Below are 20,729 nucleotides of genomic sequence, written 5' to 3'. Positions count from 1 at the left end.
GTCCACGCGGGCGCGCGGCCGGTGCTGCTCACGCCGATGTGCCGGGGGCGTCCCGGAGCGGCGGTGCCGGTGGGGGGCCGTAGCCTCCGCCGCCCGGGGTGCGCAGGACCAGGACGTCGCCGGGGCCGACCTCCGTGGTGGCGGCGCCGCCGAGGCGCTCGACGGTGCCGTCGGCGCGCTCCACCAGGTTCTCGCCCAGGGCGCCCGGCTCGCCGCCCGCCATGCCGTACGGGGGCACTCTGCGGTGTCCGGTGAGGAGGGCCACCGTCATGGGTTCGAGGAACCGGATCCGGCGCTCCACCCCGTTTCCGCCGCGCCACCGGCCGCGCCCGCCGCTGTCCTCCCGTACCGCGAAGGCGTCGACCCTGACGGGGTGGCGCCACTCCAGGATCTCGGGGTCGGTGAGCCGGGAGTTGGTCATGTGGGTCTGGACGGCGTCGGCGCCGTCGAAGCCGTCTCCCGCGCCCGAGCCGCTGGCGACGGTCTCGTAGTACTGCACGCGCGCGTTGCCGAAGGTGACGTTGTTCATGGTGCCGGAGCCCTCGGCCTGGACCCGGAGGGCCGCGTAGAGCGCGCCGGTGACGGCCTGGGAGGTCTCGACGTTCCCGGCGACGGTGGCGGCCGGGTGGACGGGCGCGAGCATGGAGCCGGGCGGGACGCGGATCTCCAGGGGTTCCAGGCAGCCGCTGTTGAGCGGGATGTCCTCGTCGACGAGGGTGCGGAAGACGTACAGGACGGCGGCCATGACGACGGCCGTCGGCGCGTTGGCGTTCCCCGGGCGCTGCGGGGATGTTCCGGTGAAGTCGAGGACGGCGGAGCGCCGTTCGCGGTCGACGCGGACCGCGACCTGGATCACCGCGCCGTCGTCGGTCTCGTAGCGGTACGCGCCGTCGTGCAGGCGCGCGACGATGCGGCGTACGGACTCCTCGGCGTTGGCGCGGACGTGCCGCATGTATGCCTGGACGACGTCGAGGCCGAACTCCTCGACGGTCCGGCGGAGTTCCTCGATGCCCTTTTCGTTGGCGGCGATCTGGGCGCGGAGGTCGGCGAGGTTGGTGTCGGGGTCGCGGGAGGGATGGCGGGCGCCGGTGAGCAGGGCCCGCGTCTCGGTCTCGCGCAGCCGCCCGTCCCGCACGAGCAGCCAGTTGTCGAAGAGGACGCCCTCCTCGTCGACGGTCCGGCTGAAGGCGGGCATGGAGCCGGGGGTGATCCCGCCGATCTCGGCATGGTGGCCGCGGGAGGCGACCAGGAAGCGGAGTGCGTGCCCTGTGTCGTCGAAGACCGGGGTCACGACGGTGACGTCGGGCAGATGGGTACCGCCGTGGTACGGGTCGTTGATCGCGTACACGTCGCCGGGGCGCAGGTCGTCCCTGCGCCGCCGCAGGACCTCCTTGATGGATTCGCCCATGGAGCCGAGGTGGACGGGGATGTGGGGCGCGTTGGCGATGAGGTTGCCCTCGGCGTCGAAGAGCGCGCAGGAGAAGTCGAGGCGTTCCTTGATGTTGACGGACTGGGCGGTGTTCTCCAGGCGGACGCCCATCTGCTCGGCGATGGCCATGAAGAGGTTGTTGAAGACCTCCAGGAGGACGGGGTCGACGTCCGTGCCGGCCGCCACGCGCGCGGGGCGCGGGGTCACGCGGCGCAGGACGAGGTGTCCGGTGTCGGTCGCGGTGGCGCGCCAGCCGCTGTCGACGACGGTGGTGGCGTCGGCCTCGGCGAGGATCGCGGGGCCGTCGACGCCGTCGCCGGGCCGCAGGTCCTCCCGGCGGTGGAGGGGGGCGTCGTGGGGCGTTCCGGCGCTGTACATCCGCACGGTGGTCCGGGGCGCGAGGGTGCCGGGCCGGCTGTCCGGGACCACCCCCGCGACCTGGACGGGGCCGTGCGGCCCGGCGCGGCCGACTGCCTCCACGGAGACGGCCTCGACGACGAGGGGCCGGTCGAGGACGAAGGCGTACCGGGCGCGGTGGGCGGCTGTGAACGCGGCTGTCAGCTCCTCGGGGGACGCGAGGTCGACCTGGAGGCTCGCGTCCGTTCCGGCGTACCGCAGCAGTACGCGCGCGTGCGTGGTGATCGCCGTGTCCGGCAGGCCGTCGGCGCGCAGCTCCGCTCGCGTCAGATCGGCGAGTTCGGCGCAGAGGGAGGTCACGCGCGCGTGCGTGCCGGGGTCGTCGAGTTCGGCCTCGACGGACCGCTCGCGCATGGCGGTGGCGTCGGCGAGCCCGATGCCGTACGCGGAGAGCACTCCGGCCAGCGGTGGTACGAGGACGGTGTCGACGCCCAGGGCGTCGGCGACGGCGCAGGCGTGCTGGCCGCCGGCGCCGCCGAAGCTGGTGAGGGCGTACCGGGTGACGTCGTGGCCGCGTTGGACGGAGATCTTCTTGACGGCGTTGGCCATGTTGAGGACGGCGATCTCCAGGAAGCCCGCGGCGACCTCCTCGGGGGTGCGGCCGCCGCCGACCTCCTCGGCGAGGGCCGTGAAGCGTTCCCGTACGACAGCGGCGTCCAGGGGCCGGTCGCCGGACTCGCCGAAGACGGCGGGGAAATGGGCGGGCTGGACGCGGCCCAGCATGACGTTGGCGTCGGTGACGGTGAGCGGGCCGCCGCGGCGGTAGCACGCGGGGCCGGGGACGGCGCCCGCCGAGTCGGGGCCCACGCGGTAGCGGCGTCCGTCGAAGTGGAGGACGGACCCGCCGCCCGCCGCGACGGTGTGGATGCTCATCATCGGTGCCCGCATCCGCACCCCGGCGACCTGTGTACCGAGTTCACGCTCGAAGGCGCCGGCGTAGTGCGACACATCGGTGGAGGTGCCGCCCATGTCGAAGCCGATGACCCGGTGGTGTCCCGCCTGGGCCGAGGTGCGCGCCATGCCGACGACGCCGCCGGCCGGTCCTGACAGGACGGCGTCCTTGCCCCGGAAGTGGGCCGCCTCGCGCAGCCCGCCGTTGGACTGCATGAACATGAGCCGGATGCCGGCGAGTTCCCGGGCGACCTCGTCGACGTACCGGCGCAGGATCGGTGAGAGGTACGCGTCGACGACGGTGGTGTCGCCTCGGGGGATCAGTTTGATCAGCGGGCTGACCTCGTGGGAGCAGCTGATCTGGGTGAAGCCGGCCGCGGAGGCGAGCGTCGCGACGCGGGTCTCGTGGGCGGGGTGGCGGTAGCCGTGCAGGAGGACGAGGGCTGCGGAGCGGAACCCGTCGCGGTGGGCGGCGGCGAGCGCCTCGGCGACGGCGGGTTCGTCCAGGGGCCGGACGAGGTGACCGTGGGCGTCGACCCGCTCGGGGACCTCGATCACGCGCGCGTAGACCGCTTCGGGGAGCACGATGTGGCGGTCGAAGAGGCGGGGCCGGTTCTGGTAGGCGATGCGGAGCGCGTCGCGGAAGCCCTCGGTGACGAGAAGGACGGTCGGTTCGCCGCGCCGTTCCAGGAGGGCGTTGGTGGCGACGGTGGTGCCCATCTTGACGACGGCGATCCGGTCGGCGGGGACGGGCTCGTCGGTTCGCAGGCCGAGCAGGAGGCGGATCCCGGCGACGGCGGCGTCCTGCCGCCGGGCGGGGTCGTGGGAGAGCAGTTTGCGGGTGACGAGCGTGCCGTCGGGCCGTCGGCCCACGACATCGGTGAAGGTGCCGCCCCGGTCGATCCAGAACTCCCAGGGCCCGTTCATCTCCCCATTGTGGCCGCGAGGGCGTCGGCGAGGGCGTCGTCCGCGCGCGCGTCGAGGGGGGCGGGGCCCGTGCCGTCGGCCCAGTGGCGCAGCTCGGCGCCGGCGAGCAGCAGAAGCTGGGGGAGCAGGTCGCGACTGCGGCGGAGGAGCCAGCCGGTGCCGGCGGTGGCGAGCCAGAGCGCGGCCTCGGCCCGGGTCGGCGGCGGCTGGGCGGGCTCGCGCGCGGGCGGAGCGCCGTGGGCGAGTCCCCGGGCGGCGAGCAGCCGGTGGAAGCCCTCGGCGACGGCCCGGTGGCCGCGCTCGCCGGGATGGAGCCGGTCCACGCTCCACAGGGTGCGGTCCTCGGTCCAGGTGTCGTCGGCGAGGTGCAGGTGGACGGCCCCGTACCGGGTGGAGAGGGCGTGCACGACGGCGTTGACCGCCCGCTGGCGGCGGGCGAGCGGGCGCACCAGCGGAGGGGGCAGCCCGAGCATCCGGCCGGGGTCGGGCAGGCAGGCGGTCAGGAGTACGGCTCCGACGGCGTCGAGGTCGGCGCAGACGCGGTCCAGGTGGCGGGCGAGGAGCCCGATGTCGAAGGTGCGGCGCAGGGTGTCGTTGACGCCGACGACGACGGAGGCGAGGTGCGGCCGGAAGGCGAGGGCGCGGGGAGCCTGCCGTGCGGCGACGTCCCCGCTGAGGGCCCCGCTGACGGCGAGGTTCAGGAACGCGGTCTCCTGCCCGTCGCCGGGGAGTCCGTCGGCGAGCAGCGGCGCCCACCCCCGCCAGACGCCGTCCACGCGGTCCCCCACGCCCTCGCTGAGCGAGTCCCCGAGCACGACGAACCGGACGCGGGCGGCGGCGACCGCGACCGGGGAGGGGGTGGTGAGGACCGGCTCGGGGGCGGGCGCGGTGAGGCCCGTGACGGGGGCGGGCGTGGCGAGGACCGGCACGCGGGCGGGAGCGGTGAGAACCGGACCAGGGGCGGGCGTGGTGAGAACAGGGTCGCCCGCGGTGAGAACCGGACCACGGGCGGGCATGGCGAGAACAGGAGCGGGGGTGGTGAGGCCCGGGACGGGTGCAGGGCCCGTCGCCTGGTCCTGTGTCATCGGCGGGCCTCCTCGGGGAGGCGCGGCTCCGGCGCCGGGAGGGCGTCGTGAGCCCGGAGGAAGGCCCTGACGGAACGGTCCCAGGTGAAGCCTTCCGCACGCGCGCGTGCTGCCCCGCGGCGGGCGGTCTCCGGTTCCGCGAGGAGGCCCCGGACGGCGGAGGCGAAGGCCCCCGGCGTGTCCACGGCGGCGGCCCCCGCGGTGCCGACCACCTCGGGCAGCGCGGAGGAGGCGCTGACGACGACCGGGGTTCCGCAGGCCAGGGCTTCGAGCGCGGAGAGACCGAACGTCTCCGCCGGCCCCGGGGCGAGGCACACGTCGGCCGATGCCTGGAGGTCCGCGAGGGCATCCCGGTCGGCGAGGTGCCCCACGAACCGCACCGGGAGCCGCCGTTCCCGCGCCCGCCGCTCCAGGGCACCCCGCAGCGGCCCGTCGCCCGCGACCACCAGGGCGGCGGCGACGCCCGCATCCCGCAGCTCGGCGAGGGCGTCCAGGGCGGTGCCGGGCCGCTTCTCGACGGAGAGGCGCGAACAGAGCAGGAGCAGGACCCGCTCCCCCTGGGCGTACCGGGCCCGCAGCTCGGCGCTGCGCCGCCCGGGCCGGCAGCGGGCGAGGTCCACACCGAGCGGGGCCCGTACGACGTTGCGGGCCCCGACGCGCAGGAACTCGCGTTCCGCCCACTCCGTGGTGCAGACGATCCGCCCGAAGGCCCAGGCGGTCCGGCGGTTGAGCCGGTCCGCAGCACGGGCCGCGAGCGCCGGGGGCACGCCCCAGGTGCGCAGCACCCCGTCCGCGGTCTCGTGGGAGACCATCACGGAGGGCACTCGGGCCCGCCGCGCCCACTCCCCCGTCCACCGCAGGGTCGTACGGTCCGACACCTCGATCCGGTCGGGGGCGAGGGCGTCGAGGAGACTGTGGACCCGGCGTCGGTCGGCGAGGACCCGGTAGCCGCCGGTGCCGGGCAGCACGGGACCGGGCAGGGTGACGACCCGGCCCTGCGCGGTGTGACGGTCGCTCCCGACGTCACCGGGGACCACGAGGACCGGTTCGTGACCGGCCGCGAGATAGCCGCGGCCGAGCTGGTCGAGGGCGGTGCGGAGGCCGCCCGAGGTGGAGGTCACGAAGTTGGCGAGCCGCACGATCCGCAGCCCGCCGCGTACGTCGTCGCCGCTCACGCCGCCACCGCCGTCCGCTCGCGCAGGACCTCCAGGTAGTGGCCGATCAGTTCGTCCCCGAGGGCCTCCCAGGTACGGCCCTCGACCGCGGCACGCCCCGCCCCGCCGTACGCGGCCCGCAGCTCCGGCGCGGCGGCGAGGCCGGCGACGGCCTCGCGCAGCGCGTCCGGGTCCTCAGGCGGTACGAGGAGCCCGTCGCGGCCGTGGTCGACGAGGTCCAGCGGCCCGCCGGCGGCCGGGGCGACCACGGGGACGCCGCTCGCCATGGCCTCCTGGACGGTCTGGCAGAAGGTCTCGAAGGGGCCGGTGTGGACGAATACGTCGAGCGAGGCGAAGATCCGGGCGAGGTCGGCGCCGGTGCGGCGGCCCAGGAACCGGGCGCCCGGCAGGGCGGTGCGCAGCGCGGGCCCGGACGGCCCGTCGCCGACGACCACCAGCCGTACGCCGGGGAGGTCGCCCGCTCCGGAGAGGAGGTCCACGCGCTTCTCGGGGGCCAGGCGGCCGACGTAGCCGACGAGGAGTTCCCCGTCGGGTGCCAGTTCCCGGCGCAGGACGTCGTCGCGCAGCCCGGGGCGGAAGCGGACGGTGTCCACGCCGCGCCCCCAGAGCCGGATGCGGCCGATGCCGTGGGCCTCCAGGTCGCGGACGGCGGCGGAGGAAGGGGCGAGGGTGCGGTCGGCCGCTCCGTGGACGGCGCGCAGGCGCCGCCAGGCGGCTCCCTCACCGGTACCCACGTAGGTGCGGGCGTAGCCGGCGAGGTCGGTCTGGTAGACGGCGACGGCGGGGATGCCGAGGCGGGCGGCCGCCGTCATGCCCCGGACCCCGAGGACGAACGGGCCGGCGAGGTGGACGAGGTCGGCGCGGTGGGCGGCGATGGCGGCGGCGACGCGGCGGCTCGGCAGGGCGACGCGGACCTGCGGATAGCCGGGGAGCGGAAGGGAGGGCACCCGGACGACGGCGCAGGGCGCGTCGGCGTCATCGCCCTGGTCGGCGACGGCGGGGGCGATGACGAGCGGGGTGTGGCCCCGTCGGACGAGATGGCGCGCGGTCTGCAGGGCGCAGTGCGCCACACCGTTGACGTCGGGAGGGAAGGATTCGGTGACGATGACGACACGCATACGGGTGTTGTCGTCCCGCTCGGCGTGTCCCCGTCAACGTCGATCTGGACGGGGAGGGAACGTCCCATGAGCGTTTCGCGCGGGGCCGCCGGGCGGCTCGTGCGCACCGCCTCCGGAGCCCCGTGAGCCGTTCCGCGCGGGAGGCCCGGGCGGCTCACGCGCGTGCCTCGCCCGGACACCGAGGGGCGTCCCGCGCGGGCCGCCGGGCGGCTCGGCCACGTGCCCCCGCCCCGGCGCTTCGGGGTCCGCCCGGGCGGTCCGGGGTTCCCGATCCCCCGGGGCGGGGCCTCGCTCGGCGGGTGCTCCGCCGGGGGCCGCGCCGCCCCGGGGGCGGGGGTGGCCGGGGTCAGACCTGGAGGTCCGGGCCTATCCGGTTGCGGACCGCTGTCTGGACCTCGACCTCCTCGGCCGGGTCGGCGGCGAGACGGCGCAGTCGTTCGGCGACGCGTACGTCTCCGGTCTCGGCGTGCTGGGCCGCGACCTCGCGGGTGGTCTCCTCGCAGTCCCAGAGGCATTCGACGGCGAAGCCGGTCGGGAAGGTGGGGTCGGTGGCGGCGAGGGCGACGGCCACGCGCCCGCGTAGCTGGGAGGAGGCCGTCTCGCGGTAGACGTGGCGGAGCACGGGTGCCGCACAGGCGATGCCGAGGCGTCCGGCGCCGTCGACGAGCCCGGCGAGCGCGGGCGAGTCGGGGCCTTGGGAGCGGATGGTGTCGCGGAGCGCGCCGAGGACGGAGGGGGAGTCCTGGGCGGTGCCGCGGCAGGCGAGCACGTCGGCGGCGGCGGCGCCGAGGGCGTCGGTCCTGCGGACCCACGCGCGGGCGCGGGCGACCGCGTCCTCGCCGCACATGCGCCGGTAGGCGGCGACGGCCGCGTCGGCGACCTCGCCGGAGTCGCCGTCGGCGGCGGCCTCGACGAGGTCGAGGACGGCGGGGTCCCGTGACGCGGCGAGGTGGTGCAGGGCGGCACCCCGGGCGCCCACGGCGCCGTGCCTGGCGGCGGCGAGGAGTTCGGGCCGGTCCTCGGGTCCGGCGACGGCGGCCAGGCAGCGGGCGGCGGGGCCGTAGAGCACGGCTCCGCGCTCGTACCCCTCCTGCGCCCAGTCGAGGACGGCCCGCACGCTCCATCCGGGGCGGGGCCCGGCGGGGCGCATCTGGCGCTGCCAGCGGTCGAAGGAGCCCTGTTCCTGGGCGGCCCTGACCCGGGCGCCGACGGCGTCGCGCTGGTCCTCGGCCCACAGGCGCCACGGGCGGGGCTCGAAGGCGTCCCGCACGACACGGGCCAGCTCGGCGTCGCCCTCCGCGTCGGCCGGGAAGCGGGCCAGTACGGGGGCGGCGAGCGCGCGGAGTCCGGCGTCGTCGTCGCGGAGCGCCAGCTCGTCGAGGGCCCAGGCCCAGTTCGTGCCGGTCGCCGCGTAACGGCGGAGCAGGAGCAGGGCGTCCTGGCGGCCGTAGGACGCGAGGTGCCCGAGGACGGCGAGCGCCAGCCCGGTCCTGGACTCCTCGGTGTCGAGGATGTCCTCGGCGCCCAGGAGGTGCGCCTCGATCTCGTCGAGACCGCCGTGGAGGTCCAGGTAGAGACGGGCGTAGTAGAGGGAGCGGTTCTCGACCTGCCAGTCGTGGCGGGGGTCGTCGAGAACGCAGTGGTTGAGGGCCGCGAGGGCCTCGGCGCGTGGCGCGGCGAGCGCGTGCAGGGTGCCGTCGCCGCGGCCCCGCTGCAGCAGGCCGAGCAGGGTGCCGCTCGGCGCTATGACTGGATCGAACATGGGGAGACGCCTCACATCAAGCTGTCGACACGACCGGGGGAGACCGGGATGACCCGGGTCAGGCTGTACATCGCTGTACGCCTAGGCCGTGCGGCAACATGTCGGGCCGCCCGTCGTCCTGCGCTTGCCAGTGACCATCTTCCTCTGCCTCTCGTCGATGGCCCGGTCGACCGGGCCCGACGTCATGATGACCCACCCATTTCGCCACCGCGACCACATTTACGACGCCGCTCTCACCTGGGGTTCAGTACCCGTTCACCTGGTTTCGAAGAGCGCAAGGAGTTCGATCTTGCCGAACATGCGTGCGGTGTCGGCGGCGGATGGAGTCCCGGCTTCCGGATTCGCGCCGCCGTCGAGGAGCGCGCGGATCACGGCCTCCTCGCCCTTGAAGACGGCGCCCGCGAGCGGGGTCTGGCCGCGGTCGTTGGCACGGTCGGCGTCGGCACCGCGCGCGAGGAGGGCGGACACCGCGGCGGCGTGGCCGTGGTAGGCGGCGAGCATGACGAGCGAGTCGCCCTTGTCGTTGGTGAGGTTCGCGGGGACGCCCGCGTCGACATAGGCGGCCAGCGCGTCGGCGTCCCCGGTGCGCGCGAGGTCGAAGACCTTGGACGCCAGCTCGATGACCTCGGGGTCCGGAGTCTCGCTCATCGGGTGGGACCGCCTCTCTCCTGCGTGGTGGGCCTGTGCACGGCAAGCGCGGCCGTACGAGTGAATCGACAGGGTACTGCCCGTCCGGGGACATGACCGTGCTCGGCCGAGGCAAAGATCACGGCAGTCCACCCCCTGGACATCCCCTCTAGCGCACGCCGGACTTTTCGCCACCCGGCAGCCCGTCCGACGTCCTCCGGTCAAGTGAAAACACCCGTTTTTCACTCTATTGCACCTTTAGTCACATAGATACTTGCTGTGAACTTGGAAGGACTCATGGTGACTGTCCCCTCACCCAGGAGAACACCAAATGATCCTGTCCATCTCAGGCGTGGTCCTGCTCGGCATCATCTGCTTCCTGTTCTTCAAGAAGGACGGGATGAAGGCCTCGCACGCCCTCGTCAGCGCGCTGTTCGGCTTCTACCTCGCGGGCACGGCCATCGCCCCGAGCATCACGGCGGGCGGGCAGAGCCTCGCCGGCCTCCTGGGCGGGATCAAGTTCTGACGCCCCTCCGTCCCTTCCACTTCAGGAGTTCTTCGTGGCCCGGCGACCACTCCCCCGCATTCTGAGCAGCGGCAGCGCACAGATCGCTCGCAGTCGAGAGATCGCGCGCACGGCCGCCGACAGCGCCACCGACGTGCTCCATCCACTGATCACGGTCTCCCGTGGTCTGCGGAAGCTGGCCGCGAGCGCGCGCGCCAGGTGGGCCGCGACCCCCAAGGAACGACGTGGTCCCACGCTGTTCCTGGTCGCGGCCTGCGTCCTGGTGATCGCCCTCATGCCGTACGGGCCGCTCCTCGCGCTCGTCACGCTCATGGGCGCGGCCGCGTGGAAGGGACGTGTGCGTCCGGTCGTCAGGACCGGACCCGACGACGCGGAGATCGCCCGGCTCAAGGGCCTGTACGAGGCCCTCGTGCCCTACTTCTCGGTCCCCGAGGACCCCGCCCCCCTCTTCGCCCACGGAGGCGACTGGAGCGGCGTCTTCGCGGAGTACGCCTTCGACGGGGACGGGCGGCTCACCAGGCTGAGGATCGCGTACCCCCCGTACTTCGCCGACGGCGAGCCCGACGCACGCGCGCGTGTAGAGCACCTGCTGCACGCCAAGTCGGGGCGTGGCCGTGAGTACCGCTTCGACTGGGACGAGGAGGGCAACCGGCTCGTCATGAGCGTGCTGCCCGCCCTGTCCACCACCATCGCCGCCCAGCGCTTCGTCACCGTGCCGGGCGAGACCGTCCTCGGCTTCACCGATGCCGACGCCGTCCAGCGGACCGTCCCCGTGATCGCGGCGGACGGCACGGAGGACGCGCCCGCCGTGGTCTGGCGCACCGGGCCCCGCTCCACCGAGCCGCACCTGCTCGTCGTGGGCCAGCCGGGCAGCGGCACCACCTCCCTGCTGCGGTCCATCGCCCTCCAGGCCCTCTCCCACGGCGACGTCCTCGTCATCGAGGGCGGCGGCACCGGCGAGTACGCCTGCCTGACCGGCCGCGACGGCGTCCTCGCCGTCGAGTGCGGGCTCTCCGGCGCCCTCGCGAGCCTGGAGTGGGCGGCGCACGAGACCGAGCGGCGCCTGATCGCCGCCAACCGGGCCCGGCAGGCCGGCCACCCCGCCCCCGAGGACACCCGTCGCCCGCTGTGGATCCTCGTCGACCGGCCGAGCATCCTCGGCCACCTCGCCGCGGCCGACGGCCGCACCGACCCGCAGGAGCTGCTCCAGGTGCCCCTGCGGCACGGGCGGGCCGCCCAGGTCACGGTGGTGGTCGCCGAGCAGTTCGACAGCGCGGAGACGCTCAGCGAGACGGTACGGACCCACACCCGCGCGCGGATCGTGCTCGGCCCCGCCGCCCCGGAGCAGATCGCGGCCGTCCTCGGCGCCGAGCCGCACACCACCCCGACGCCCCAGGTCCCGGCGGGCCGCGGCTACGCGCGCCTGGGCAACGGCCCGGTCCTGCGCCTCCAGGTGCCGGCGACGCCCGACCCGTACGACGACGCGACGAGCGAGGCGCACCGGAAGGCCGTCCTGGACCTCCTCCCGGAGCGCCGCCCGGCGACGGCCGCGGCGGTCGGGACCGTCATCGGCTCGGCCCCCGAACCGGCCCCGGCGCCCCGCTCCGAACCGGACCCGGGCCCGGCACCGCTGCACGCCCCCGTCCCCGCGGAGGGCTGAGCGGCACCCACGCGCACGCGGAGAGGCCGGTACGGACCCCAGGGTCCGTACCGGCCTCTCCGCGTACAGGACCCGGAAGCTCTTCGCGTGAACAGCCCGGAAGCTCTCCCCGTGCACGCCCGGAAGCTCTTCCCGTGCCCCCCGGGGCTCTCCATGTGACCGGCCCGGGGGGGCTTTCCACGTGACCGGCCCAGGGCCTCTCCGCGTGACCGCCCCGGGGGGCCCGCGGCCGTGCTACGCCACGAACGACCTCGGCGGCTCCGTCCCCCCGCCCGCGCCCGACTCGACCAGGCGGGCCGCGGCGGCGAGCCGGGCGGCGGCCTCGTCGGCCACCGCGCCGCTGACCGTGAACGGCAGCCGGACGTAACCCTCGAAGGCCCCGTCGACACCGAAGCGCGGGCCGGAGGGGACGCGGACGCCGACCCGCTCGCCCGCCTCGGCGAGCCGGGAGCCGGAGAGGCCGCCGGTCCGCACCCAGAGGGTCAGCCCGCCCTGCGGCACCGAGAACTCCCACTCCGGAAGCTCCCTGCGGACGGCGGCGACGAGCGCGTCCCTGTTCTCCCGGGCCTGGTCGCGACGGAGCTTCACCGCCTCCTCCCAGCCGCCCGTACCCATGAGCCAGTTCACGCCGAGCTGTTCGAGGACGGGGGTGCCGAGGTCGGCGTACGCGCGCGCGGCCACCAGGGAACGGACGACGTCGGGAGCCGCCCGGACCCAGCCGATGCGCATGCCCGCCCAGAAGGCCTTGCTGGCCGAGCCGACCGTCAGGACGGTGGAGCCGGCCGGGTCGAAGGCACAGACCGGCCGGGGCATCTCCAGATCGTCGTCCAGCCGCAGTTCCGTCATGGTCTCGTCGACGACGAGGACCGTACCGGCCGAGCGGGCCGCGTCCACGAGCTGCCGCCGCTGGTCCTCGTCGGCGAGCGCTCCGGTGGGGTTGTGGAAGTCGGCGACGACGTACGCGAGACGGGGTGCGGCGTCCCGCAGCACCTGGCGCCAGCGGCTCAGGTCCCAGCCGCCGAGTCCCTCGGACATGGCGACGGGCACGAGCCGGGCCCCGGCCTCCCGCATCAGCTGGAGGATGTTGGCGTACGAGGGGGACTCCACGGCGATGCGTTCGCCCCGGCCCGCGAAGAGGTGACAGATGGCGTCCATGGCGCCCATGGCACCGGTGGTGACCATGATCTGCTCGGGCATCGTGGGGATGCCCCGCGCGGTGTAGCGGTCGGCGAGCATCTGCCGCAGCGCGGGCAGCCCGGCCGGGTAGTCCCCGTGGGTGTGGGCGTACGGAGGCAGTTCCTCGAGCGCGCCCTGCACACCCCGGGTGAGCCAGGGCTCGGGCGCGGGCAGCGCCGCGCAGCCGAGGTCGATCATCGAGCCGAGGGCCTCGGGGGGCAGCGGTTCGAGGCCGCGCGCGGGCAGCGGGTTCCCGGCCGGCACGGCGGTCCAGCTGCCGGCGCCCCGCCGGGACTCCAGGAAGCCCTCGGCGCGGAGCGCCTCGTAGGCCGCCGCCACCGTCGTACGGCTGACCGTGAGCGCGAGGGCGAGTTCCCGCTCGGCGGGCAGCCGGGCGGCGACCGGGACGCGGCCCTCCAAGACGAGGAGGCGGATGCCGTCGGCGAGCGCGCGGTAGGCGGGCGGCTTGCGGGCGCCCGGCCCGGCGGGCCGCTGCTGCTGCGCCTGGAGCTGCCGCGCGAGCTGAGCCGGCCCCACCGCCGAAGTCCACTGGGCCATCGAAATCAGTCCACCTTCGTCGAATTGGCCATGGTTGGCATCCGTTCCCCCGCCACAGAGTGTCATGAGCCAGTCCACCACCACCACCCTGGGGGAAAACCTTGTCCATCGCCTCCGGCCTCCACGGCCGGCACCTGACCCGTCGGCTGATCCAGCTCTACGTGGGTCTGACGCTGTACGGGGTCAGCGCGGCGCTGCTGGTCCGCAGCGGTCTCGGCCTCTCGCCCTGGAGCGTCCTCGACCAGGGGCTCGCGGAGAAGACGGGGCTGACCATCGGTGTGGTGTCGATCGTCGTCGGCGCGGTGGTGCTGCTGCTGTGGATCCCGATCCGGCAGCGGCCCGGTCTCGGCACCGTCTCCAACGTGTTCGTGATCGGGCTGGCGATCGACGGCACCATGGCCCTGGTGCCGGACGTCCACGGCCTCACCGGGCAGGTGCCGCTGCTCGTGTCCGGCATCGTCCTCAACGGGCTCGCGACGGGCCTGTACATCGCCGCGCGCTTCGGCCCCGGCCCTCGCGACGGTCTGATGACGGGTCTGCACCGGGTCACCGGGCGCTCCATCCGGCTGGTGCGGACGGCGATCGAGGTGGTGGTCGTCGCCACCGGTTTCCTGCTCGGCGGCTCGGTCGGCGTCGGCACGGTCCTCTACGCCCTGGCGATCGGGCCGCTCGCCCAGTTCTTCCTTCGCTGGTTCGCCGTTCCCGAGCCGGACGCCGTCAGCACCACGGTCGCCACCGCGACACCGGCAGGGGTCATACTGCGGCGGTGACTCGCGTACGCCACCCCTATCTCGACCACCCCTCGCCGCTCCCGTTCGCCCATCGCGGCGGCACGGCGAACGGCCTGGAGAACACCGCGGCCGCCTTCCGCCGTGCCGCCGCGGCGGGATACCGCTACTTCGAGACCGATGTGCACACGACGGCGGACGGGGCACTCGTCGCCTTCCACGACGCGACCCTCGACCGGGTCACGGACACGACGGGCCGGATCCGCGACCTGCCGTGGGCGGCGGTGCGCGAGGCCCGGGTGGCGGGCAAGGAGCCGCTGCCGCTCTTCGCCGACCTCCTGGACGAGTTCCCCGAGGCGCGGTGGAACGTGGACCTCAAGGCCGATTCGGCCCTGGAACCGCTGGTGGACCTGATCGGCAGGACCGGCGCCTGGGACCGGGTCTGCGTGGGCTCCTTCACCGAGGCCCGGGTGGCGCGGGCACAGCGCCTGGCCGGTCCCCGGCTCGCCACCTCGTACGGGGTGCGGGGGGTGCTCGGGCTGCGGCTGCGCTCGTTCGGCATCCCGGCCGCGGTGCGCGCCGGGGCGGTCGCGGCGCAGGTCCCCGAGCGCCAGGGCGGCATCACGGTGGTGGACCGGCGCTTCGTCCGGGAGGCCCACGCGCGCGGGCTGCAGGTCCACGTGTGGACCGTGAACGATCCGGCCCGGATGAACGCTCTCCTCGACCTCGGGGTCGATGGCATCATGACCGATCAACTGGAGACGCTGCGCTCGGTGCTGACCGAGCGGGGTGTGTGGGTCTGAGCGCGCGTCCCGGTGCCGCCGGGCCCGGATCGCCGGGACGGATCACGGGGACGAACGAGGGGGCGCGGCCTTGACCGCTGGAATCACCGAACCGGAGGAGTACGCCACCGGTCCCGCCGAGCGCCGGCGGGAACAGCGGGGCTGGTACTTCTACGACTTCGCCTGCTCGGTGTACTCGACGAGCGTCGTCACCGTGTTCCTCGGCCCGTATCTGACCTCGGTGGCCCGTGCGGCGGCCGACGCCGAGGGCTTTGTGCACCCGCTCGGGATACCGGTGCGGGCCGGCTCGCTCTTCGCGTACTCCGTGTCCGCGTCGATCGTGGTCGCGGTGCTCGTGATGCCGCTGGTGGGCGCGGTGGCGGACCGGACGGGCCGGAAGAAGCCCCTGCTGGCCGCGGCGGCGTACCTGGGGGCGACGGCCACGGCGGGGATGTTCTTCCTGGCGGGCGAGCGGTATCTGCTCGGGGCGTTCCTGCTGATCGTGGCGAACGCCTCGCTGTCGGTCTCCATGGTGCTCTACAACGCCTATCTGCCGCAGATCGCCGAGCCGGACGAGCGGGACTCGGTCTCCTCGCGCGGCTGGGCCTTCGGCTACACGTCGGGCGCCCTGGTCCTCGTCCTGAATCTGATCCTCTACTCGGGCCACGACTCCTTCGGCCTGACCGAGGGCGAGGCGGTCCGGATCTGTCTGGCCTCGGCCGGTGTGTGGTGGGGCGCCTTCACCCTGGTGCCGCTGCGGCGGCTGCGTGACCGGCGGATGCCCCCGAAGGGCCGGGAAGGGATGGGCGAGGGCGCGGTGGGCAGCGGCTGGCGGCAGCTGCGGGAGACCCTCAAGGACATGCGCCGGCATCCGCTGACGCTCTCCTTCCTCCTCGCCTATCTGGTCTACAACGACGGCGTGCAGACGGTGATCTCTCAGGCCTCTCTGTACGGCTCGGAGGAGCTGGGGCTCGACCAGACCACGCTCATCACCGCGGTCCTGCTCGTCCAGGTGCTCGCGGTGGCGGGCGCGCTCGGGATGGGGCGACTCGCCCGGACGTACGGCGCCAAGCGGACGATTCTGTGCTCGCTCGCGGTCTGGACGCTGATCCTGTCGGCGGCCTACTTCCTGCCCGCCGACGCGCCCGTGTTCTTCTTCACGCTGGCGGCCGCCATCGGGCTGGTGCTGGGCGGGAGCCAGGCGCTGTCGCGCTCGCTGTTCTCGCACCTGGTGCCGCGGGGCAAGGAGGCGGAGTACTTCTCGGCGTACGAGGTGAGCGATCGGGGCCTCAGTTGGCTCGGTCCGCTCGTGTTCGGTCTCGCGTATCAGCTGACCGGGAGCTATCGGGATGCCATCATCTCTCTGGTGATCTTCTTCGTGGTCGGGTTCGCCCTGCTCGCCCGGGTGCCGGTGCGGCGCGCGGTGGAGGCCGCGGGGAACGCCGTGCCGGACCGAATTTAGACGTGGCGGTGAAAGGGCGGTAGTGTACGCGTTTGGCCTGCCAGGCGGACCGTTACTGCGTGCTGCTTTGGTGAAGACACCGGGTCACTTCTGCCGTCAGATGTGACAAAACGGGCACTGGTGGGTACAACAAGGGGCGGCACGACGGGCGACGCATGACCCGGCACGGGAATCTTTACCGCCGACCGGACGTTGACCGGATAACGACGACAGCGACACCTGTCCTGTGGGCGACAAGCCCGGGAGGCACGATTCATGAGTGAGCGAGCTCTTCGCGGCACGCGCCTCGTGGTGACGAGCTACGAGACCGACCGCGGCATCGATCTGGCCCCGCGCCAGGCGGTGGAGTACGCATGCGAGAAGGGACATCGTTTTGAGATGCCCTTCTCGGTCGAGGCGGAGATTCCGCCGGAGTGGGAGTGCAAGGTCTGCGGAATCCAGGCACTCCTGGTGGACGGGGACGGACCTGAGGAGAAGAAGGGCAAGCCTGCGCGTACGCACTGGGACATGCTCATGGAGCGGCGCACCCGCGAGGAGCTGGAGGAGGTCCTCGCCGAAAGGCTGGCCGTCCTCCGATCCGGCGCCATGAACATCGCCGTGCATCCGCGCGACAGCCGCAAGTCCGCCTAGCGGACCCACCGGACGAAACACACGCCGCGGGGCCCGGTACACACACTGTGTACCGGGCCCCGCGGCGTTCTTCTGCCCTGCCGCCGAGCCAGGCCCCACCCCCGAGAAAGCCCCGCCGCCGAGGAGGGCGACGGGGCACGACGGGGAGGTACGCGGTCAGGGCGTCAGGGGCTTCCGGGGCTCGTCGGCCCCGTGCGGGCCCCTGGAGGCGTCCTCACGGATGACCTCGCCCTGCACGACCTTGCCGTCCGGGCGACGCATGCGCGCCTGCTGGAAGGCGTCCTGGAGGCTGCCGGGAGGCGCGGCGCTGATCCGGCGCTCGGCGGCCCGGTCCGCGTACCGGCCGAGGAGGGAACGCACCGGCGGGATCAGCAGGAGCAGGCCGGCCACGTCCGAGAGCAGGCCGGGGATCATCAGGAGGAGGCCGCCGAGCATCAGGAAGCCGTTGCGGTCCTCCGAGCCGTTCCGGTCGGGCGCCTCGGGCATCACGCCGGCCTGAGCCGCCGCCTGGGCCTGCTGGAAGGTCGAGGTGAGGTTCCGGAAGGCGCGCCGCCCCGCCCGCTTGATGACGGCGGCACCGAGCACGGCGCCGCCGACGAGCAGGGCGAAGACGGTCAGGCCGCCCGCCGCGCCGGCCACCAGTGTGAGCAGCCAGATCTCCAGGACCAGCCAGGCGGCGACGCCGAGCGGGAGGAACGTACGCGCGCGTGAGCGCTTCGGGGCGAGAGGAGGCGGTGCGCCGGTCGTCATGGTCCCCAGTGTGCCTGGGGACGTGCCGGAACGTCGTAAGGAACGGATCAGACGCCCAGGAGCGACAAACGGTCAGGAAGGCTTGCGGCCGAGCAGCTTGCCGACCTTCTCGGCCCGTGCCGACAGGCCCCAGCCGGTGACGCGCCACAGCGCCTCGACGACGATGTTCCGGCTCATCTTCGAGTCGCCGATCTCGCGCTCCACGAAGGTGATCGGCACCTCGACGACATGGAAACCGGCGGCGACCGCGCGACGGGCCAGGTCGACCTGGAAGCAGTAGCCGGCGGAGGCCACGTCCTCCAGGCCCAGGCCTTCCAGGGTCTCCTTGCGGAAGGCCCGGTAGCCGCCGGTGACGTCACGGATCGGGACGTCCAGCATCACGCGCGAGTAGAGGCTGCCGCCGCGGGAGATGAACTCACGGGACTTCGGCCAGTTCACGATGCGGCCGCCCGGCACCCAGCGGGAGCCGAGCACCAGGTCCGCGCCCTTGAGGGCGGTGAGCAGCCGCGGGAGCTCCTCGGGCTGGTGGGAGCCGTCGGCGTCCATCTCGACGAGGACGTCGTAGCCGTGCTCGATGCCCCATCGGAAGCCGGCGAGGTAGGCGGCGCCCAGCCCCTCCTTGCCCTTGCGGTGGAGGACGTGCACATGGTCGTCCTCGGACGCGATCTCGTCCGCGAACTTGCCCGTGCCGTCAGGGCTGTTGTCGTCGGCGACGAGAACGTGCGCCTCGGGTACGGCTTCCCGCACCCGCGCGACGATCGGCTTGATGTTCTCCGCCTCGTTGTAGGTCGGAATGATCACCAAGGCCTTGCCGAGCGGGCCGTAACGCCTCTGGCCACCGTCGTTCACTACTGCCCCTTCGGATACATACGCAGGCCCCCACCATAGCGAGGTCCTCGGAGTGCTCCGCCGCGGCGGGTCTCCGGACGGGGGCGCGGGGGCGCGGTCCGGCGGGCCCGAGGGCGCGGTTCGGCGGCCGGGCGGGGCGGACCGGCGCGGTGAGCTGCGGTGGAGGTGCGGTGCGGGGCCCGACGTCCTTCGGTCCGACCTGGGATCCGCTGGCTGCGGATCGACCGAGAGCCGTTGTCTACTGAACGTCCGGGCCCCACCCGGGTCGCACCTTCCGCCGGAGAAACCTTCCCTCGCGGCCGAGGCGCGGGCGGCGTTCGGCGACGGCGAGGGGGCGGTCCGGTCGGACGTCCTGTGGTGGACGCGGAGAACCTATCCGCCCCCGGCGGTCGGCTGTCAATACCGACTTGACCTGCACAGACGCCGTAAAAGGCCAGGCCGGAGGGGAAGATCCGCAGGTCGGGGACAAGCGTACGGACGAGGGTCCCGGGCGGGACATATCCCTACATCACTCGTTCGGCCGTACGAACACCGTCCGGCCGTGCACGACCGTGCGAAGACAGACGGGGAGATCCACACCGGGGGACAGATCGGGCAGACCGGGCGTCCCGGAACGCGGGTCGGTCGACCAGCGGGCCACCCGGTCGTCGGGTGCCTGGACGACGAGCTCCTCGGTGCGCCAGAGGGCGTAGTCGGCGGGGGCACCGGGGACGAGGGTCCCGGCGTCGTCCCTGCCCGCGGCCCGCCAGCCGCCCCTGGTGTGGGCGGTGAAGGCGGCGCGGACCGAGATCCGGTGCTCGGGGGTGCGGTGGAAGGCGGCGGCCCGGACGGTGCCCCAGGGGTCGAGCGGGGTGACCGGGCTGTCGGAGCCGAAGGCCAGCGGGACACCGGCGCGCAGGAGCGCCGCGTACGGGTTGAGGGTACGGGCCCGCTCGACGCCGAGCCGGTCGGCGTACATGCCCTCCTCGCCGCCCCAGAACGCGTCGAAGGCGGGCTGGACGGAGGCGGTGAGGCCCAGCTCGGCGAAGGCGGCGATCGTCTCGGGCGTGAGCATCTCGACGTGCTCGACGCGGTGCCGGGCGGCCCGGATCCTGGCCGGTCCGAGCTTCTCGGCGGCGGCCCGGACACCCTCGACGACAGCGGTCACCGCGGCGTCCCCGATGGCGTGGAAGCCCGCCTGGAGGCCCGCCTCGGTACAGGCCACGACATGGAGGGCAACGGTGGCCGCGTCCAGGTGGGCGGCACCGGTGTGCCCGGCGTCGGCGTGGTCCGCGTACGGCTCGTGGAGGCAGGCCGTGTGGGAGCCGAGGGAGCCGTCGGCGAAGAGGTCGCCGGCCGCGCCGAGGGCGCCGAGGGCGCGGGCCCGCTCGACGTCCAGGTCGGCCCAGTAGCCGACGACCCGTGGCCCGGCCTCGTCGCGGGCCAGGTCCAGGAGGCCGGTGAAGTCCTCCTCGGAGGAGATTCGCGGGCCGCCGCACTCGTGCAGGGTGCCGATGCCGAGGGAGGCGGCCCGGCTGCGGGCGGCGCGCTGCGCCTCGGTGCGCTGGCGCGCGGAGACGGCACCGAAGGCGGCGGCGCGCACGGCGTGGTGGGCGTCACCGGTGAGCGGCCGCTGCCCGTCGTGGAAGCCGTCCAGGTCGCGCACGCCGGGGACGAGGTCGAGCAGCGCGGTGGTGACGACGGCCGAGTGGACGTCGATACGGGTGAGGTAGAGCGGGCGGCCGCCGGTGAGCTCGTCGAGTTCGGCGCGGGTGAGCGGCCGGCGCTCGGGCCAGCGCGACGCGTCCCAGCCGTGGCCGATGAGGATGCGGTCCTCGGGACGGGCGGCGGCGTGGGCGCGGATCAGCTCCGCCGCCCCGGCGAGCGAGGCGGCGGACGAGAGGTCGAGCCCGGTGAGGGCGAAGCCGGTGGCGGTGGTGTGCACATGGGCGTCGACGAACGCCGGGGTGACGAGGGCGCCCTCCAGGTCGACCACCTCGTCCACGCCGGAGGCGAAGGCGTCGGCCGCGCCCTCGGAACCGACCCAGGCGATGTGCCCGCGCTCCACCACCATGGCGGTGGCGAAGGGGTCGGCGGGGCTGTGGACTTCCCCACCGCGCAGCAGCACGGTGCGGTGTTCGGCGGGAGACGCAGCAGGCATGGACTCACTCATGCGACCAGGCTATGACCTGGCCGGA

Annotated in this window: 16 protein-coding genes; 6 read left to right on the top strand and 10 right to left on the bottom strand. The window is 74.1% G+C overall.

Going from position 1 to position 20,729, the window contains the following annotated elements:
* Positions 1-28: 28 nt before the first annotated feature.
* The 6 genes from AMK29_RS29595 to AMK29_RS29570 all read right to left on the bottom strand — a co-directional run bounded on the left by AMK29_RS29595 (position 29) and on the right by AMK29_RS29570 (position 9,452).
* Complete coding sequence (locus AMK29_RS29595) at positions 29-3,664, bottom strand: hydantoinase B/oxoprolinase family protein (protein WP_073818771.1); 3,636 nt, start codon at positions 3,662-3,664, stop codon at positions 29-31.
* Positions 3,661-4,680 carry a GDSL-type esterase/lipase family protein gene (locus AMK29_RS29590; RefSeq protein WP_443334083.1) on the bottom strand — a complete coding sequence of 340 codons (1,020 nt, stop codon included), beginning with the start codon at positions 4,678-4,680 and terminating at the stop codon, positions 3,661-3,663. Before AMK29_RS29590 ends, AMK29_RS29595 begins: the two co-directional genes overlap by 4 nt.
* Before the next feature lie 65 nt (positions 4,681-4,745).
* A complete protein-coding gene (locus tag AMK29_RS29585; RefSeq protein WP_073818769.1) occupies positions 4,746-5,924 on the bottom strand; it encodes a glycosyltransferase in 1,179 nt (392 codons plus the stop codon).
* Positions 5,921-7,042 (bottom strand): glycosyltransferase family 4 protein, encoded by a 1,122-nt coding sequence (locus AMK29_RS29580; RefSeq protein ID WP_073818767.1) that lies wholly within the window; start codon positions 7,040-7,042, stop codon positions 5,921-5,923. Before AMK29_RS29580 ends, AMK29_RS29585 begins: the two co-directional genes overlap by 4 nt.
* Positions 7,043-7,388: 346 nt before the next feature.
* Positions 7,389-8,804, bottom strand: coding sequence for a hypothetical protein (locus AMK29_RS29575; RefSeq protein WP_073818765.1), 1,416 nt, complete (start codon positions 8,802-8,804; stop codon positions 7,389-7,391).
* 255 nt (positions 8,805-9,059) lie between these two features.
* Entirely contained in the window at positions 9,060-9,452 is a 393-nt protein-coding gene (locus tag AMK29_RS29570; RefSeq protein WP_073818762.1) for an ankyrin repeat domain-containing protein, read from the bottom strand.
* 310 nt (positions 9,453-9,762) lie between these two features.
* Here AMK29_RS29570 and AMK29_RS29565 point away from each other — a divergent pair, with 310 nt between their 5' ends.
* Together AMK29_RS29565 and AMK29_RS29560 are read left to right on the top strand one after the other, a co-directional pair.
* Positions 9,763-9,957: a hypothetical protein gene (locus AMK29_RS29565; protein ID WP_015032212.1), complete on the top strand. Its 195-nt coding sequence runs from the start codon at positions 9,763-9,765 to the stop codon at positions 9,955-9,957.
* Positions 9,958-9,991: 34 nt separating this feature from the next.
* Positions 9,992-11,617, top strand: a complete 1,626-nt coding sequence (locus AMK29_RS29560; RefSeq protein ID WP_073818760.1) for a hypothetical protein — start codon at positions 9,992-9,994, stop codon at positions 11,615-11,617.
* Positions 11,618-11,851: 234 nt separating this feature from the next.
* Here AMK29_RS29560 and AMK29_RS29555 read toward each other — a convergent pair whose 3' ends face one another.
* Positions 11,852-13,351 carry an SCO1417 family MocR-like transcription factor gene (locus AMK29_RS29555; protein ID WP_073818758.1) on the bottom strand — a complete coding sequence of 500 codons (1,500 nt, stop codon included), beginning with the start codon at positions 13,349-13,351 and terminating at the stop codon, positions 11,852-11,854.
* A gap of 101 nt (positions 13,352-13,452) precedes the next feature.
* On the opposite strand from AMK29_RS29555, the gene yczE reads away from it, so the two are divergent.
* The 4 genes from yczE to AMK29_RS29535 all read left to right on the top strand — a co-directional run bounded on the left by yczE (position 13,453) and on the right by AMK29_RS29535 (position 16,953).
* On the top strand, positions 13,453-14,121 hold the full coding sequence (yczE, locus tag AMK29_RS29550; protein WP_073818756.1) for a membrane protein YczE: 669 nt from the start codon (positions 13,453-13,455) through the stop codon (positions 14,119-14,121).
* A complete protein-coding gene (locus AMK29_RS29545) occupies positions 14,118-14,882 on the top strand; it encodes a glycerophosphodiester phosphodiesterase (protein ID WP_073818754.1) in 765 nt (254 codons plus the stop codon). The genes yczE and AMK29_RS29545 overlap by 4 nt, the downstream gene beginning before the upstream one ends.
* 70 nt (positions 14,883-14,952) lie before the next feature.
* The gene (locus AMK29_RS29540) at positions 14,953-16,323 is read left to right on the top strand and encodes an MFS transporter (protein ID WP_073818751.1); all 1,371 of its coding nucleotides are present in this window, start codon (positions 14,953-14,955) and stop codon (positions 16,321-16,323) included.
* Between the two features lie 255 nt (positions 16,324-16,578).
* The gene (locus tag AMK29_RS29535) at positions 16,579-16,953 is read left to right on the top strand and encodes an RNA polymerase-binding protein RbpA (RefSeq protein ID WP_015032218.1); all 375 of its coding nucleotides are present in this window, start codon (positions 16,579-16,581) and stop codon (positions 16,951-16,953) included.
* 156 nt (positions 16,954-17,109) lie between these two features.
* Here AMK29_RS29535 and fxsA read toward each other — a convergent pair whose 3' ends face one another.
* The 3 genes from fxsA to AMK29_RS29520 all read right to left on the bottom strand — a co-directional run bounded on the left by fxsA (position 17,110) and on the right by AMK29_RS29520 (position 20,704).
* Positions 17,110-17,703 (bottom strand): FxsA family membrane protein, encoded by a 594-nt coding sequence (gene fxsA / locus AMK29_RS29530; RefSeq protein ID WP_073818749.1) that lies wholly within the window; start codon positions 17,701-17,703, stop codon positions 17,110-17,112.
* A gap of 72 nt (positions 17,704-17,775) precedes the next feature.
* Positions 17,776-18,552, bottom strand: a complete 777-nt coding sequence (locus AMK29_RS29525; protein WP_073818748.1) for a polyprenol monophosphomannose synthase — start codon at positions 18,550-18,552, stop codon at positions 17,776-17,778.
* A gap of 508 nt (positions 18,553-19,060) precedes the next feature.
* Positions 19,061-20,704 (bottom strand): amidohydrolase, encoded by a 1,644-nt coding sequence (locus AMK29_RS29520; RefSeq protein ID WP_073818746.1) that lies wholly within the window; start codon positions 20,702-20,704, stop codon positions 19,061-19,063.
* Between the last annotated feature and the right edge of the window lie 25 nt (positions 20,705-20,729).

It is taken from the genome of Streptomyces sp. CB02261, assembly GCF_001905665.1.
In the GTDB taxonomy this organism is placed as follows: Bacteria; Actinomycetota; Actinomycetes; order Streptomycetales; family Streptomycetaceae; genus Streptomyces.
The sequence above is the reverse complement of the archived record's forward strand: the minus strand, read 5'-3'. Positions and strand labels throughout refer to the sequence as shown.

What these genes read in the sequence shown, in the direction of transcription:
- AMK29_RS29595 (WP_073818771.1), bottom strand. Translation starts at nt 3,664, where the DNA reads ATGAACGGGCCCTGGGAGTTCTGGATCGACCGGGGCGGCACCTTCACC.
- AMK29_RS29590 (WP_443334083.1), bottom strand. Translation starts at nt 4,680, where the DNA reads ATGCCCGCCCGTGGTCCGGTTCTCACCGCGGGCGACCCTGTTCTCACC.
- AMK29_RS29580 (WP_073818767.1), bottom strand. Translation starts at nt 7,042, where the DNA reads ATGCGTGTCGTCATCGTCACCGAATCCTTCCCTCCCGACGTCAACGGT.
- AMK29_RS29575 (WP_073818765.1), bottom strand. Translation starts at nt 8,804, where the DNA reads ATGTTCGATCCAGTCATAGCGCCGAGCGGCACCCTGCTCGGCCTGCTG.
- AMK29_RS29570 (WP_073818762.1), bottom strand. Translation starts at nt 9,452, where the DNA reads ATGAGCGAGACTCCGGACCCCGAGGTCATCGAGCTGGCGTCCAAGGTC.
- AMK29_RS29565 (WP_015032212.1), top strand. Translation starts at nt 9,763, where the DNA reads ATGATCCTGTCCATCTCAGGCGTGGTCCTGCTCGGCATCATCTGCTTC.
- AMK29_RS29555 (WP_073818758.1), bottom strand. Translation starts at nt 13,351, where the DNA reads ATGGCCCAGTGGACTTCGGCGGTGGGGCCGGCTCAGCTCGCGCGGCAG.
- AMK29_RS29535 (WP_015032218.1), top strand. Translation starts at nt 16,579, where the DNA reads ATGAGTGAGCGAGCTCTTCGCGGCACGCGCCTCGTGGTGACGAGCTAC.
- fxsA (WP_073818749.1), bottom strand. Translation starts at nt 17,703, where the DNA reads ATGACGACCGGCGCACCGCCTCCTCTCGCCCCGAAGCGCTCACGCGCG.
- AMK29_RS29520 (WP_073818746.1), bottom strand. Translation starts at nt 20,704, where the DNA reads ATGAGTGAGTCCATGCCTGCTGCGTCTCCCGCCGAACACCGCACCGTG.